Genomic DNA, 16,051 nt, shown 5'->3' with positions numbered 1-16,051 from the left:
CTCTAAAGTACACTAAAAATGAAGATTGTTTGTCCTACACTGCTATTAATTTCTTTATTACTTGTAGGGATGTTATGGAAGCGTTCAGTCGATGGTTTGACGATATACCAATAAAGCGAAAAGTATTGATAAGTTTTGCAATACCGGTTTTGTTGATGCTTTTGGTTTCTATGGCGGTGCACAAAAATACTCAGTCAATGGTGGAAGATGCGAGTTGGGTGGAACATACCCACAAAGCAATTGCTCGAGCACATGAGTTGCTGACCATGGCTATTGATATGGAGACAGGTAAACGTGGCTTTTTGATCACTGGAGACGAAGTATTTCTAGAGCCTTTCAAATCCTCACTTGGCGTTTGGGATGAAAAGATTGTCATTCTGGCGGATCAAGTAAGTGATAACCCTCCACAAGTTGAGTTGCTCTGGCAAATAGATGCTTTGCACAAACGTTGGCTTGAAGCGGCGACAAAATTAGTGGAGCAACGACGTGGTGTGAGAGAGGGTGAGGAGCAAATGAGTACCATCATCGAATTGGTACAGAAACAAACCAGTAAGTCAATCATCGACGAAATAAGAAAGAAGTTTGCTAGTTTTATCGAAGTGGAAGAAGTGCTAATCCAAGTGAGGACGCTCGAATCGGCAAGATCAGCGACCCAAACGAGTTTAGTGCTGATTTTAGGTACTGTCTTTTCAGCAATTATTTCGGTTTTTGTGGCCTTTTGGAGCTCAGCTCGAGTTAAACGACGTGTTGATACTCTGTTGAAAGCTACTCACGACGTAGGAGCTGGCAGGCTTAAGCTAGGCTTGAAGAAACTTAGTGATAGCAAGCACCTTCACGGTAAAGATGAATTCTCTAGGTTGACGTCGAGCTTTAAAAACATGACGTCGAACTTGGTTGAAACTGATATCAAAATGCATGAGTACAATCAGAGACTAAAAAAAGAGAGCCAAAGAGCAGAAGCCGCTGCGCGAGCTAAAAGCGAGTTCTTATCAACAATGAGTCATGAGATCAGAACTCCTATGAATGGTGTGATAGGTATGACGAATTTGCTATTGGACACTAAGCTTGACGAGCAACAGTTAAGGATGACTGAAACCACGAAGAATAGTGCCGAGTCTTTGCTGTCAATCATTAACGATATATTGGATTTCTCAAAAATTGAGGCAGGGAAGATTGACCTTGAGGTGATTGATTTTGATTTAGGAGAAGTGATAGAGGATGTTGGTGCGATGCTCTATTTTGCAGCAGAGCAAAAGGATATACAGCTAATATGTCCAGCGACGCCAATCATGGATTGTTGTTACAAAGGCGATCCTGGACGGATCCGTCAGGTGCTGAACAATCTAGTTAACAATGCTATCAAATTTACGGAAAAAGGAGAGGTTGCGGTTTATGTCTCTTTAGTGAAAAAGCGGCTTACTGACAGCGTGATTAAGTTTGAGGTGAAAGATACTGGAATAGGTATCAGTGAAGAGCAGCAACAGAAGTTGTTTTCACGCTTTTCTCAAGCGGACAGTTCTACAACACGTAAATATGGTGGTACTGGGCTTGGTCTGTCGATCAGTAAACGACTATCTGAAATCATGGGTGGCGAAATTGGCGTCGTCAGTGAGCAGGGAAAAGGATCGAATTTTTGGTTTACGGTTGTTCTAGAGAACTCAGACAAGCAGTCTGTTGTGTATCTACCGACTGGAGATTTGAAAAAACAACACTTGTTGGTTGTGGATGACATTCTAACCAATCGAAACTTGATGCAGCAGATATTCAGCAAATGGGACATTCCGCATCAAGTCGTAGAGAGCGGTGAAGACGCATTGAAAGCGTTGACCAACGCCAAGCAACAGGGCAATCCGTTTACGATCGCAATAATTGATTACCAAATGCCGAATATGGATGGCGTACAACTGGCGCACAAAATATTAAAGAGCGACTCCATTAAAGACACTAAAATGATCATGTTTTCTTCTGTGGTACAAAGGGGTGACGCCAAACTTATGCAACAAGCCGGCTTTAGCGGCTATTTAACTAAACCTATGCAACAATCCGATCTGCTCAGTGTTCTGGAGAAGGTCTCAGGTCTTGGCTCTGATAGTCCGAAAGATAGCTTCGTAACAAGACACACGCCCGAGAAGAAAACCCAGTACCAAGCGCACGCCCTCGTCGTGGATGATGTCACGACCAATCAAGTCGTGCTTCAGTCTCTACTAGGGAAATACGGTATTAAAGTTGATAAGGCGAAAAACGGCCTAGAAGCGTTGGCGGCATTGCGCACTCATTCTGCTTATGATGTGGTATTCATGGACTGCCAGATGCCAGAAATGGATGGCTATGAAGCGACAAGAGCTATACGGAACACGAGCAATGCCAATATCAATCATTCGATCCCCGTGATTGCAATGACGGCAAACGCCCTTCAAGGTGATAAAGAAAAATGCTTACAAGCGGGTATGGATGATTACATTTCAAAGCCTATCAGCGCGAAAGCGTTAGGCGATGCGCTAGCGAAATGGCTCCCTCATAAGGTGAAACAAGATTCTTCTGATGAGGGAGAAAGAAACTTGGCATGAGTGATATCGCCATCAATACTGAGCGCATGATGATGGTGTCCATAGAAGCCATTGAGCTGCAATTTAGGATAAGCGAGTTAGAGCTCATACGCTTTATGCGTGCTCGGCTTAAGAAAGGCTGTTTCAAATTGTGGAGGGCACGTGTTTCAGGTAGAGTGACAAAGCATACAAAACTAAAAATGACCCTGTAAATAATTCTGTGTAACTGTCGGAGTTACATGTATTCAGTGAGTCGGTCTTCGAACATAATCATAAAGCGGTTTAGTGCTTGTCGCCAGTTTCTAATCGGCATAGTCCACTTCTTGGAAGCATCTCGGATAGCCAGGTAGATCACCTTTCGAGCTGATTCATCTGTTGGGAAGAGCTTGCGCTTCTTAATCGCTTTTCTAATAACGCTATTGAGAGATTCAATGGCGTTAGTCGTGTAAATCGCTCGGCGGATATCCTCTGGGTAGTTAAACAGGGTGTTGAGGTTGTCCCAATGCGCCGTCCAAGAGCGACTGATTTGAGGGTACTTGCTATCCCATCGGTCAGAGAACTGCCCTAAGGCCAGCAGCGCCTCATCTTCTGTGGCTGATTGGTAGATTTTCTTCAGGTCAGTCGTCACCGCTTTGTAGTCTTTCCAAGGGACGTACTTGACCGAGTTTCGCACCATATGCACGATACAGAGCTGTATTTGCGTCTCTGGGAACGCAGTGTTGATAGCATCGGGAAAGCCCTTGAGTCCGTCAACACAAGCGATAAGGATGTCTTTCACCCCACGGTTTTGAAGCTCAGTCAGCACATTAAGCCAGAACTTGGCACCTTCCGTTTCAGAGAGCCACATACCGAGCAGTTCTTTTTGGCCTTCCATGTTCACGCCTAACGCGAGATACACGGATTTGTTGATGACTTGCTTGTCTTGACGCACCTTAACCACAATGCAATCGAGGTAAACGATAGGGTAAATTTCATCGAGAGGTCGCGACTGCCATTCAATCACTTGCTCAAGCACCGAGTCGGTTACTTTTGATATCAGTGTTGGCGAGACGTCTGCATCATACATTTCCTTGAACGTTGCGACGATTTCACGTGTGGTCATGCCTTTCGCGTAGAGGCTCAATATCTTGTCGTCCATGGATTGGAATCGAGTTTGGTGCTTACGGACGAGTTGAGGTTCAAAGCTGGCTTCACGGTCGCGAGGGACGTCGATATCGACTTCTCCATCATCGGTGATGATTGACTTGCCCGAATAGCCATTGCGGGAGTTGGAGCTGGTTCTAGATTGATGTTTTTGATATCCAAGGTGCTCATCAAGTTCAGCGTTTAACGCCGTTTCAACGGTCACCTTGGTTAACATTTTTCGGAAGTCATCAAGATCAGATTCTGTCTTGATTGACTTCGCTGCTTCACGAGCAAAAGCTTCGAGTGCTTTCTTATCCATATTGTCCATCCTTAGCCTTTAAGGCTTAAGTTTAGACAGTTACACAGAATTCAGGACACTCTCTCCCAAGTTCATATGTGGGTCGTAACAAACTTCGGGGCAAAACCTTTTCAGAGTAAAAGCCAAACTACGACAAAAAGCATCGAAAAGTTTCGAACTTTATTGTCATAGTTCTAGTCTTTATTGTCGAGTTTCAAACTTTAATGTCCACCGACACCAAGGGGCTTTGTCGTTCCACTTCTTCGCTAATGATTATTTGCTGTTCTTGATACCAAATTTAGCCAACCTAGCCCTGTTAATATTGCTTTCGTCACCAATTTCCTGAAGAACTTCGTTTATGTTCGTTTGTAGAGCTTTATTTGCTGACCCCATCATGATAATTACTCGGACATAATCAGTGAGGTCTTTGCCCGTAAAGCTTTTAATCATTTCTTTTAGCTCTTTCTTAGGAATTTTACTTAATACCTCTGCTTCGGAAGAATTAAATGAGTTCTGGCCTCTTCTTCTCTCTAAAATCTCTATTGGTTCAGGGTGTTTGTTGTATTGTTCGAAAGCCTCTTGAAGCTTGTCAGCAAACCCTTGGTCATCGACTCCAAAAGGGTTGCTATATGGATCTGAAAGATTAAATCTTTCATAGTTTTCTTTGTGATTATCTATGTAATTGGCAATCATTTCGTCTGCAAGTTGGTCATCACCTAAATCACGTATAAGTTTTACTCCCTGACCATACTGTGATGAGCTAGTGTGGTGAACGGAAGCTTCTAGCCCTCGCTTCATTGCTTCAACAACCTCTTGTGTATTTTCAGCAAAAGAGTCATGAAACAGGTTCCAAGCTTCTTCTAATCCTTTATTTTTACTTTGGTTGTTAATTTCTTCTTGCTTTGACGAACATAGTAACTTCAATTTTTCTTCGTCTACATACCCTTGTTCAATACATTCAGCTATCAGCACATCTAGCTCGTCTGTGTACTGGTAGCCATACTGATTTAGTTTTTGGGACCAAAGCTTTGTTACCTTATCCTCTTGATCATCAGATAATCCAAATAATCTTTTCTTAGTGGTTATGAACTCGAATGATGGTATCTTTTCGGGATCTGAACTGTGGCAGTAATAGCACCAACTAATTGCAACTAACGAATAGATAGCTTGTTGTACTATCATTTCGTCATAAGAGGATAGGAATTTAAGTAGCTCTTGTGCATGTCGCTCAATTTTCTTCAATACTCTAATGTTCTTTATCTGTAAACTAACGCAACATTTTCGGATTAGGTCATATTTTTCTTGTTCATCAATTGCCAAGTCAAAGCACTCTATCGCAGTTGGCTCAAAAGCGATTTGGGTATCTACAACTTTCTCGTGATATTTGAAGTATTCTTCGAGCCTTGCTTTATCCCCATCCTCATTTAGCAGTATGACGATTTTGCACTTTTTCTCTTCTTTCAAGTAAGAAGCCATTCCTAGAATATCTCTTACAGACAGTGAATCACTATGACGCTCTAAATCGTCAAAACACACTATTGTTTTTGAAAGCGTCGCATAAAGGATAGAGTCAACCATGCCTCCTAAACCAGCAACACCGAATAACTCAACATCTTTGCCACTATCTAACAGTTTCATTATTGGCTGCTTTACGGTGCTGCCAATTTTATTCAGGTAGTGCTTAAGGTTTAGCTCTTCCTCAACGTTGCGACTCAAGGCGATTTTTGTATCAACTTTACTGAGTGCTATACCTCGCTTAAGTTCATGTAGAGATTCAATACCAAATAGAGAGACATATGAGTAATGCTTTAGTGCTATGTGATTTTCTTCCCTGATTTCCTTAAAGAATTTTTTCCACGTAAACGTTTTGCCTACCCCCCAATCACCCTTTATGACTAGTACTTCGGGTATTTCAGATAGTAGGAATTTCTCAATTTTCTTTCTGGTATTTGCAACTGACATTTTTACCTTCTTATTATTAGTTTATTGCTACTTGTTGAGAGTTGATGTTCACTCGCCCCTTTAGACACATTAGCGACATTAGAAGAAATAAGTCAAATGACACTTTGTTGGACTGAGAAGTGTTCTCCACGTAACTTTGAATGGGGCAAAAATGAGTTTATTCCCGCAAGGCATCACCCCTCAACGCCTCAAAAGTTCGCCTTTAAGAAGTGACTAATTTTCTGGAAACTGGTAGCATCAAAGTTCAAGATTTAGGAAAAGCAGCTAAAAATTACTGTTTTTCTGGAAAAGGCTCGTAAGCCTTATCACGTAAACCTTTCCAGATTTATTGCTGAAACCACCTGTGTAGGTATTTTGTGACGATGCGTTAATCGGCTCTTTAAGTCAAAACACTTTATCGATTTCAGCCCAGTCAATACTGGGCTGTTCTACATCTAAAGTTTCGAACCATGGCACACCTTTACGTAATCTAGACATTACTCATTCTAATTCACCTTGAAACGCCTCGCAGCAATCCAATAACGCTCTCAGAATTAATGGTTTTCATAGTAACTAGCACATAGCCTTTCTTTTAGTTTTTTCTACTAGCGAATAGAACTCACTCAGCATGAGTCTCTAAAAACTAGCCCTATAAACAATAAGGAACGTGAAATGAAACCCTCTCAACTGTTGGCAACTGCAGCACTCATTAGTGCCAGCATGCCTGCTTTGGCTGTCAATCCACAGCCAGACCCAGACAACCCTACTGGCTATGTGTTATTGCGTAGCGAAGTACAAGCGAGTGCCGCAGCTCAAACCAGCGACCCCATGTATGCCGTTTGGGCTAATGCGCTCTCTACCGCCCCAAATGCTATTGTCGATGCGATCGATGCAGGCTTAGCCACTAACCCAGACAACGTAAAACGTGCCGAGCGTGTGTTCCCACGCTCCGAGTGGGACTTTCTTACTCAAATGGCCGCTCCTGAATACACCTATCAACGCTTTTTACAGGCCATCGGTAAATTCCCTGCGTTTTGTGGCGACTACACCGACGGTCGCAATGCAGATGCTATCTGTAAGCGCTCTATCGTCACGGCTTTTGCGCATTTCGCCCAAGAAACTGGCGGACATATCGCGCTTGATAACACTTGGGATAACCCACTTGCTTTGGAAGAGTGGCAGCAAGCTTTAGTTCATGTGCGTGAAATGGGGTGGTCGGAAGGCCAAGAAGGCTATACCACAGGTTGCGGCCAAAATGATTGGCAAAACAAGCGCTGGCCATGTTCACCCAACCAAGGCTATTTCGGTCGCGGCGCCAAACAGCTTTCCTACCACTTTAACTATGGCCCTTTCTCGGAAGTGATGTTTGATGGTGATGCTACCGTGCTTCTTAATAACCCTGTACTCGTCGCCGATTCTTGGCTCAACCTCGCCTCAGCGATTTGGTTCTTCCTAACTCCACAAGCACCTAAGCCCGCCATGCTGCACGTGATTGACCGTACATGGAAACCCTCACAGCGAGAAATTGACGCGGGGATTGGCTATGGTTTTGGCACCACTATTAACATCATCAATGGTGGCATTGAGTGTGGCGAGCAGAACAAAGATAAAGGTCAGCCCGTCAATCGTATTCGCTATTGGGAAGGATTGGCCGCTCACTATCAGATCCCGATTGAAGCCGATGAAGCGAACACTTGCTGGCAACAAACTCCCTACGGTAGCTTAAATCTGAATGGTGCAACCGATGTGTTATATACCAACTGGGAAGCAAGCTGGAAATACCATGCCGATCGCCCAGAAGGTGTCTCATTCGAATGTAACCTTGTGGGTTATCAAACAGCGTACTCAGCTCTGGTACCCGGAGATTACGAAAAGTGTGTGACCAATTTTTATGGCTCCCACGCAAATTGGCCTGAAGTCCGCATTGTTGACCAACTACCTACTACTGGAGGTGGTGATACGGGTAGCGGTGGCGGAACTGGAGGCGGTGACACAGGGGGAACAACACCTAACATGATCACTTGGGAGCTTGGCGTCACACAGGTTAATGTCGGCGATACCGTCACCCACCAAGGCAAGTGCTTTACCGCGAAAAACAAACCAGGGGTTTGGGAAACACCGACGCAAACTAACTGGTTCTGGGAGCAGATAGTTTGTAACTAGCACATCTACTGACACCACCGATGTTGTGGTGTCAGTAACATCAAGAACGGTATTCAGTAAAATTCATTGTATATTAATAACTTAAAGCAAAAACAATAAGCCGCATGTATAGAAAACCAGTTGCATCTTATGTATAGTCTCAAACCTATCAATCGACCTCAAACTATTGATAGCTAGATATAAATTATAAAAACATAGGATGTACAAAATGACCAATTATTGGTTGTCTAACAAAACGTTGCTGGCGACAGCAATTTCTACAGTCATGCTGGCAGGTTGTGGTGGTGATTCCTCTACAACACCAGAGGCCCCTTCAGCAAAAAACTTTACCGTAACCGCTATAGATGGCTACTTAAAAGGTGCAAAAATACTCGCCGACACGAATGGTGATGGCATTTGCGAAACCGATACGAATACACTCACGACAACTGGCGGTATAGCGACTCTAGATAGTCAGTATCGTGATGTCGCTCTTTGTGTCCGTGCTGAAGTAGGTACTACTATTGATGAAACTCGTGGTGTCATTGAAAAAGCCTTCAGCCTAAAGGCTATGGCAGGTAGCCCAGTCATCACCCCCATTACCGATCTCGTAGCCAGCACAGTAAGTCAGCTTCCAGATGACGCAACAGACGAAGATAAAGACGTTGCAATTCAAGAAGTTGCCGACGCTCTTGGCGTTACAATTGACGAGCTAGATAGCGACTTTATTGATGCTACTAACGGCAACAGAAAACTAGCCATCATTAGTGAGGTGTTAGTTGATACCGTCCATAGCAGCGATTCTGAAACCACCGCTGAAGAAGCACGTAAGCTAGCAGAAAGCATTCGAGACATCCTGCCAGATAACGAAGACGACCTAAAAGACTTCCACCCTGTTATCGATGAAGGTAAACCAACTCAAAACCATCGTCCTAGTATAATCAATCAACTAAAAGACACCGACATAGAGGTGGGCGGCGTTGTTACCGAGTTCAGCATTGTTGATTTATTCGATGATAAAGATGGAGATACGCTAAACTACACCGTCAAATCACTAGATGGCGCACCACGACTCTCTGTCAGTGATGCCGGTTTGGTTTCAGGCTTTGATACCAGCAAAGCAGGTGAGTTTGAGTATCAGTTTTTTGCTATGGACTCTCACGGAGTTAAATCACGCCCAGCATCTTGGGAGCTGACGGTCACAACACCAAACACACCACCAACGGTCAATGACGAGGCTGTTGCCGAATTAAACGCTGATTTCGACGCGCTAGAGCTCTTGAAAGGCAGCGACCTTGATAAGAGCTTTGATATTGCCGATCTATTTGATGATATCGATGGTGATGAACTCACGGTTACCGTTTCAGGAAAAATCGACGGTGTAAGCATCGCGGTTAAAGATGGCTACCTGACACTAGCGGGGACACCTTCAAAAGCGGGAGAGTTCACCTTCACGCTCGCTGCTACCGATGGCATCAATAGCGACAAAGCTCAGGCAGAGTTTTCTATCAACGTGGGTGAGTCAACAGTTGAAGTTCCGCATCCGCTTGAGAACCAAACCTTCTACATGCTAGACACAAATATGGGTCCTGAGGGTTCATACACTTACCACCACCTAGAGTGTCACGCGATGAGGCTCGAAGGTGGCAATATGTATTTCTCTGCTGACCCAGAATCTCATACACCGGCTAGCTGCCCAGAGCTTGAGGCAGAACCCGTTGGTACATATTCCATTGACGGCGATACCATCACTGTGGCGATGGGTGACGACAAAGTAGCTAATATGCTCATTGTTCATCAAGATAGCGATAAAGGCTACTACATGCTCGAGATGGATGACATTATCGATGGAAAGGGTGTTGATCAACTTTACGTAAACAAAGCCGATATTGAAAAGCGACTTGCCTATAGAGGTCAAGATGGCGACCTGACCGTCGACTATTTCTTCCCAGTCATGGATGAGTCTGCAGCAGCTCCTTTTGTTCTGGGTGAAATCAGCGCCAACATAGGCAAAAACACCAACACTGGCGACACTGGTAACTATGACGCTAATGTCTTCTTTACGACTCCACCGGACTACACCTTCAATGGCAAGCCATTCTCGTGCGACTTTGCGAATGACGTATTTGAAGAGTTCCGTCTATCCAGTGTAACCCAAGAATGGACGGTCACTGAACGCTCTGAATTCGAGTGCTATGATCCAGAAGAAGACGGCTACCCAACGATTGCTATCGATTTTGACTTTAACAATGCACTGATTGATGGCGACCACTACACCATCACAGCGAAAACCAAAGAACAGTATCAGCACGAGTTTGAAAAAGTCGCGTTCTCTTTCATCTACCGTGACTTCGTCTGTACTGAAGGTGACACGCCTCGCGATAGTGATGACAACCCGACTGAAGCTGCCGATATGGCAACTTATCAAGCCGCAGTCACCAATTGTCAGGTGCAAACTGAGTCAACACAAGAGATCATTGAAGTCCTCTCTATAGCGATGGGCGGTGAATACTTTGATTTGTTTGACCAGGATATGTTCTACCGTATCTACGCTGATGGCCAGATTGGCATTCATGAAAAGAACGACGATGGAGCAATGGAAGAGCTTGCCAAAGGTAATATTCAATATAGTGCCGAAGGCTATCTGCAAACGCCACTATTCTCGTTCATTGAAGGTGGGGAAGAGCATACCTACCAAGTAACGATGGCCATCACTAATCTAGATGAGCCCTTGTCTTCTAACTCTATCAGCCAAGTTGCCGCTAAGTTCTTCAAACATAGCAGTACGTTTAACTCAAATGAGAGTAAAGGCTGGATCGAGTCTTGGCTACTAACACTAAAAGACTAATATCTTCGATATTTCAATAAGCTGCAAAGGCGCCTACGGCGCCTTTTTTCACGTTCTAGACAGAGATAGTAGCTTACTCACCAGATCTTCAGGTGACTGATCTTGATAAATAAAATATCGATACAAAGCCAAATTAAAAATGCGCTGTTTATTGGGGTCTAACGCCATAGAGTCACTCATACTTGGCACTGTTTTATGCATTTTCTGCGCAACTAAGAAATCCTGCTTAGACCGCTTTTGACAAGCATGAAAACCCTCTAACCCAATGTCTGGCTGTACTGGGATGGAGCCTTTATCTAAATTAAAATGATATTGAAACGACGGACTTTGTAGATGGCTCGCAATACGCTGTGCTTCATCTGATGACATGTACTTAGAACGCAAAAAAATCACACTATCCATATTGTAGAGAAAGTGCTGCTCGGTACCAGGCGTAACGTGGCACGAGACATAATTACTCAGCGCTTGGTCATAGGTGTTAAGCTCACCCAACACCCAATCACCACCAACTTGCATTAACGCCTTCCCCTGTGCCAAGTTAAGTGTCGCCTGAGACCACGAGAGTTTTTGCAGTGGGAGAGGCTGAACCTCACTGATGGCTCGGAAAATGTTAAGAGCACGAACAATCGTGTCAGAGGCTAGCGCCTCGGGTTCAAGTTTGACTAATGCTGCGTAGTAAAGCTCTCGCCCCCCAAGGCTTAATACAATATTCTCAAATATTTGAGCGACTTGCCACGGATCATTTCCCAATGCGAGTGGCGTTATTCCACGAGATTTCGCCGCTTGCATTACAGCAATAAATTCTTTCCATGTTGTCGGCGTCGCCAGCTGTAACTGTGATAGTAATGCCTGATTAGCCCACAACCAGTTCATTCGATGAATGTTCAGCGGGACAGCGACAAAGTCCTGATTCATGGTGTTTAGATCACTGACCAGCGGATAGAGTTTTTCCAACCACTGCTCTTCATTCGCCACTAGACTCAAGTTATAAACCAAGTTCAGCTTTGCCCAAGATTGAATATTCACACCTTCGACCAACGCCATTTCCGGCATATTCCCCGCAAGAACTCGGGTTTGCAACACACTTAATGCCGGTTCACCTCCTCCTCCTTTCACACTCTTTACTTCAAGAGGAACGCCCTGATTTTGTAACTGTGACGTCATAGTATGAAGCGCTTTCTCCTCTCCATCTGATGTCCACCAATGGAGAAATTCATACCCAGCGCTTGGTGTCGCCTGAGCCACAGAAACCACACTAAATACCAAGACCAAACTACTTAACAAACGATACGACAACTCTTAAACCTCCAGCTTCCGCCTTGCTGACTATTAATTCACCGCCATGACCACGAATAATGCTACGTGAAATCGTCAACCCCAACCCCGTCCCTTCCATTTCAGTATTAGCACGAAAATAAGGTTTAAATAGGTCCTCTACAGCGACATTTCCAATACCTTGACCGTGATCTTCGACAATCACGTCAACACTTTGTGTCGACTCAATCAGCTGAACATCGACACGGTGCCCATACTTTATGCCATTGTCGATCACATTCAGTAAGCAACGTTTTAGGGCTAACGGCTTACCCATCACACTCGGGTGATTGTGAGTCTGTATATTAATAAGGCTATCACCTTCGGGATAAAGCTCTTGGCAATGTTGAATCAACGAGATAAGGTCAACAGGCTCTATATCTTCATGAATATCCGTCTCTTTCATGCACTGTAGAGCCCCTTTCACTAAAAGATCCAGGTCACCAATAATACGACTAAATTTTTCCCTTTCTCTATCGTCATCAAGCATTTCTGTGCGCAGTTTAAGACAGGCAATCGGGGTTTTCAGATCGTGAGAAATCGCACTAAACAGCTGCTCTCTATCTCGAATGAAATTGTTCACCTTGAGGTGCATTTGATTGAATGCGGTGACCGCTGAGCGAAGTTCTCGGCTACCCGAAACGGGAATAAGAGGTATATTGTCTTCTTGTCGACTAATTTTCTCTGCCGCGACGGCAAGATGTTTAATCGGCTGCATCTCTCTTCTAAAGAACACCCAGGTGACTAATAGCAACAATATCGTCGAAAGTATGAGTGTAAAGATTTGTTGAGAGCTCAGATATTCAGCATCGAGCTGGCTAAAGGGCGCGGCAACATAAAACCAGGCACCAGAGGAAATTTTTGCTTGAATCACCAATATAGGTGTCGACTGATCACCAGAGGCCATACTGTAATGCCCCCACTGAAATGGCAAGTCATCAATTGGAAGCTCTTCGTTGAAAACTCGTAAATCGTGCCTGAGTGTGAAAGAAGCTCGTACCTCGACGTGATAATCCAATTCATGCCGAAAAATGCGCTTCACTTCAGCCACCACCACCTCCTTTCTTTCACTCGAAGGTATATCTTTAATCTCGATGGCATGATCGTTTAGTGAAACAAAGAACTTAGCCCCCCCCATGTTCCGCAGTTGATTCAGCGCTAAATGCCGATAATCCTCTGGAAGGTCATTAAAGTAACGAATCGTCGAGGCCGCACTCAACGCGAGAGCATTGGCACTATTCACAAGTGACTGCTCTTCTTTTAGGTAAGAATGTTTATACCAAACCACACTGGAGATGAGCTGAGATAATGCAATGACCACCAGCAGTATTAGAGACGTTCTTGCAGCCTGCGAACCGACCCACCATGACGATACATTACTTTTCATTGTGTATCTCAGCCATCAAGATGTAGCCTTGATTGCGCACCGTTACAATAAGCTCTCGTCCACTATCTTGAAGGTGATGCCTCAAACGACTCACCTGAACATCAATCCCTCTCTCCATGGGCAAAGCATCGCGCCCCCATATTGTTTGGGCTATTTGATCGCGAGTTAACAGGCTTTTAGGGCTATTTAAAAATAGACGCAATAGTGACAAATCACTGCCGGATAGCGCCGTCGAGGTTTCGCTTCCTCGTTTCGACAAGTGACGGGTATAGGTATCTAACTTCCATTGACCAAAGCAAATAACCTGCTCAGAACTTGAACGAGCCTGAGTCGTGTTCGTTCGTCTCAGTATCGTCTTTACTCTTGCAAGCAGCTCTCTAGGTGAGAATGATTTCGTTATATAATCATCTGCCCCCATCTCTAGACCAGCGACTCGATCGGCCTCTTCCGTCACCGCAGTAAGCATAATAATAGGCACATCGGAAAGGCGGCGTAGCTCTCGGCAAAGGCTAAACCCATCTTCTCCTGGCATCATAATGTCCAAGATAATTAAGTCTGGGTCAACCGTGTGGTATTGAGGCCACATAGCCTCCCCATCTTGTGCTAAATGTACCTCAAAACCTGCTTTTTCAAGGTACTCACCTAATGTTTCACGCAGTTCTTTATTGTCATCCACGATGAGTATTTTTTTTGCTTCCATTCTTTTTCTCTCGATGTGGTTTTGCATGCTGTGAACTGTATCGGATCCGCATGAACAGTTCTTTCGTACAGCTCAAACTATTTCTAAAAGCAAACAGCAGTTTGTAAGCGACTGCTTACAAACTGCTTGCATTTTCCAACCATGGTTACATTTACATTCGTTACGCTAATGCCAACGAATCAAAAAACGATTCATTTGAATGTTTCACACCATACAAGGAGGAAGTTATGCTAGGGCAAGCTTTCGCACAGTTACAAAAGATTGGACGCTCCTTAATGCTACCTGTGGCGGTTCTCCCCGTTGCTGGTCTTATGTTAGGTATTGGTAACGCCGGATTCGCTTTCATCCCAGATGCGCTAAGCAAGGTTATGCTCGCCGCAGGTGATGGTGTGTTCGGTAACATGCAGCTTATGTTTGCAGTTGGCGTTGCTCTTGGTTTATCCAAGGGGAATGATGGCGCGGCAGCGCTTGCTGGTGTGGTCGGCTTAATCATAATGAATGCCGCACTAGGGGTAACCGCTGGACTCCGAGGTTTAGAGACAGACGCAACGATTATGGGTGTTGCCACGCTGCAAACCGGTGTCTTTGGCGGTATTATCATGGGCGCTGTCGCTGCAGCCATGTTCAACCGATTCTACAACATCAAACTGCCAGAATACCTTGGCTTCTTCGCCGGTAAACGCTTTGTCCCTATCAGCACGGGACTGATTGCGATTGCAATTGGTATGGCGATGGCGTTTATTTGGCCGCCTGTTGGTGCAATGTTAGATACATTCTCTGATTGGGCTGCGTACCAAAATCCTACCCTTGCATGGGCTATTTATGGCGCAGGTGAGCGCTCGCTACTGCCTGTGGGTCTTCACCACATTTGGAATGCGCCATTTTTCTTTGAAGTCGGTTCTTACATTGACCCTGATACGGGTAAAGAAATTACGGGGGAACTGACTCGCTTCTTTGCTGGCGACAAAACAGCTGGCTATCTATCTGGTGGTTTCATGTACTCAATGTGGGCACTGCCTGCCGCAGCACTAGCTATCTACCACTGTGCAGCACCTGAGAAAAAGAAAGTCGTTGGTGGCCTAATGGCAACCGCCGCATTCACTTCTTGGTTAACGGGTATCACTGAACCAATTGAGTTTACTTTCTTGTTTGTTGCGCCAATTCTGTACGTTATCCATGCAATCCTAACGGGTATTGCCTTTGCTATCACAGCGATGCTGGACATTAAGCACAGTACGGATTTTGCACACGGTGCTATTCAATTCTTCCTATACTACCCAATGTCTTCGAACGCTTGGTTGTTCGCAATCATTGGTCCTCTATGGGCAGCGTTGTACTACATACTTTTCCGCACTCTTATTGTGAAATTGAACCTAAAAACACCAGGTCGTGAAACGGAAGAGACGCACAGTAAAGTCGTCGAGGTCTCAGGTGAACTGGCAAACGATATTGTCGCCGCATTGGGTGGTGCAGAGAACATCAAATCTGTCGACGCATGCATCACTCGTCTTCGCGTGAGTCTAAAAAACATTAGTAATGCGGATATTCAAGCGCTTAAAAATCTTGGTGCCATTGATGTCGTTGTCATCGGTGACAATCTGCAAGCTATTTTTGGTACACAATCCGACAACATTAAAACAGAAATAAACTCGGTACTTGCGTCTGCATAGCCGAGCGTCTCCTGAAAGGGCAGCTTCCCCCGCTCAATGCTGCTCTTTTCAACCCAACCTATTTACTAGGTTGGGTTATT

At 44.6% G+C, this 16,051-nt stretch carries 9 protein-coding genes and 1 pseudogene; 5 read left to right on the top strand and 5 right to left on the bottom strand.

Annotated elements, in window-relative coordinates:
* Nucleotides 1-155: 155 nt before the first annotated feature.
* Both ACJB0T_RS13180 and ACJB0T_RS13175 read left to right on the top strand, forming a co-directional pair.
* Complete coding sequence (locus ACJB0T_RS13180; RefSeq protein ID WP_479290281.1) at nucleotides 156-2,567, top strand: response regulator; 2,412 nt, start codon at nucleotides 156-158, stop codon at nucleotides 2,565-2,567.
* Between the two features lie 44 nt (nucleotides 2,568-2,611).
* Nucleotides 2,612-2,758 (top strand): annotated as a pseudogene (locus ACJB0T_RS13175) (DUF2805 domain-containing protein); the annotation flags it as partial.
* 23 nt (nucleotides 2,759-2,781) lie between these two features.
* On the opposite strand, the gene ACJB0T_RS13170 reads toward ACJB0T_RS13175, so the two are convergent.
* Nucleotides 2,782-3,990: an IS256 family transposase gene (locus ACJB0T_RS13170; RefSeq protein ID WP_479289532.1), complete on the bottom strand. Its 1,209-nt coding sequence runs from the start codon at nucleotides 3,988-3,990 to the stop codon at nucleotides 2,782-2,784.
* A gap of 252 nt (nucleotides 3,991-4,242) precedes the next feature.
* Nucleotides 4,243-5,931, bottom strand: coding sequence for a hypothetical protein (locus ACJB0T_RS13165; RefSeq protein WP_479289730.1), 1,689 nt, complete (start codon nucleotides 5,929-5,931; stop codon nucleotides 4,243-4,245).
* Nucleotides 5,932-6,582: 651 nt separating this feature from the next.
* On the opposite strand from ACJB0T_RS13165, the gene ACJB0T_RS13160 reads away from it, so the two are divergent.
* Nucleotides 6,583-8,073, top strand: a complete 1,491-nt coding sequence (locus tag ACJB0T_RS13160; protein ID WP_479294669.1) for a chitinase — start codon at nucleotides 6,583-6,585, stop codon at nucleotides 8,071-8,073.
* A 208-nt stretch (nucleotides 8,074-8,281) separates the two neighbouring features.
* Nucleotides 8,282-10,900, top strand: coding sequence for a hypothetical protein (locus tag ACJB0T_RS13155; RefSeq protein WP_479294668.1), 2,619 nt, complete (start codon nucleotides 8,282-8,284; stop codon nucleotides 10,898-10,900).
* 48 nt (nucleotides 10,901-10,948) lie between these two features.
* Here ACJB0T_RS13155 and ACJB0T_RS13150 read toward each other — a convergent pair whose 3' ends face one another.
* Genes ACJB0T_RS13150 through ACJB0T_RS13140 form a run of 3 tightly spaced genes read right to left on the bottom strand, consistent with a single transcriptional unit; the run spans nucleotide 10,949 to nucleotide 14,301 of the window.
* Nucleotides 10,949-12,196, bottom strand: a complete 1,248-nt coding sequence (locus ACJB0T_RS13150; RefSeq protein ID WP_479294667.1) for an ABC transporter substrate-binding protein — start codon at nucleotides 12,194-12,196, stop codon at nucleotides 10,949-10,951.
* Nucleotides 12,174-13,601: an ATP-binding protein gene (locus tag ACJB0T_RS13145; protein ID WP_479294666.1), complete on the bottom strand. Its 1,428-nt coding sequence runs from the start codon at nucleotides 13,599-13,601 to the stop codon at nucleotides 12,174-12,176. Before ACJB0T_RS13145 ends, ACJB0T_RS13150 begins: the two co-directional genes overlap by 23 nt.
* Nucleotides 13,591-14,301 carry a response regulator gene (locus ACJB0T_RS13140; protein ID WP_479294665.1) on the bottom strand — a complete coding sequence of 237 codons (711 nt, stop codon included), beginning with the start codon at nucleotides 14,299-14,301 and terminating at the stop codon, nucleotides 13,591-13,593. Before ACJB0T_RS13140 ends, ACJB0T_RS13145 begins: the two co-directional genes overlap by 11 nt.
* Nucleotides 14,302-14,528: 227 nt before the next feature.
* Between ACJB0T_RS13140 and ptsG the strand changes: the two genes are divergently transcribed.
* Complete coding sequence (gene ptsG, locus ACJB0T_RS13135) at nucleotides 14,529-15,971, top strand: glucose-specific PTS transporter subunit IIBC (RefSeq protein WP_479294664.1); 1,443 nt, start codon at nucleotides 14,529-14,531, stop codon at nucleotides 15,969-15,971.
* Nucleotides 15,972-16,051: the final 80 nt, after the last annotated feature.

Source organism: Vibrio sp. CB1-5, assembly GCF_059412285.1.
The sequence above is the reverse complement of the archived record's forward strand: the minus strand, read 5'-3'. Positions and strand labels throughout refer to the sequence as shown.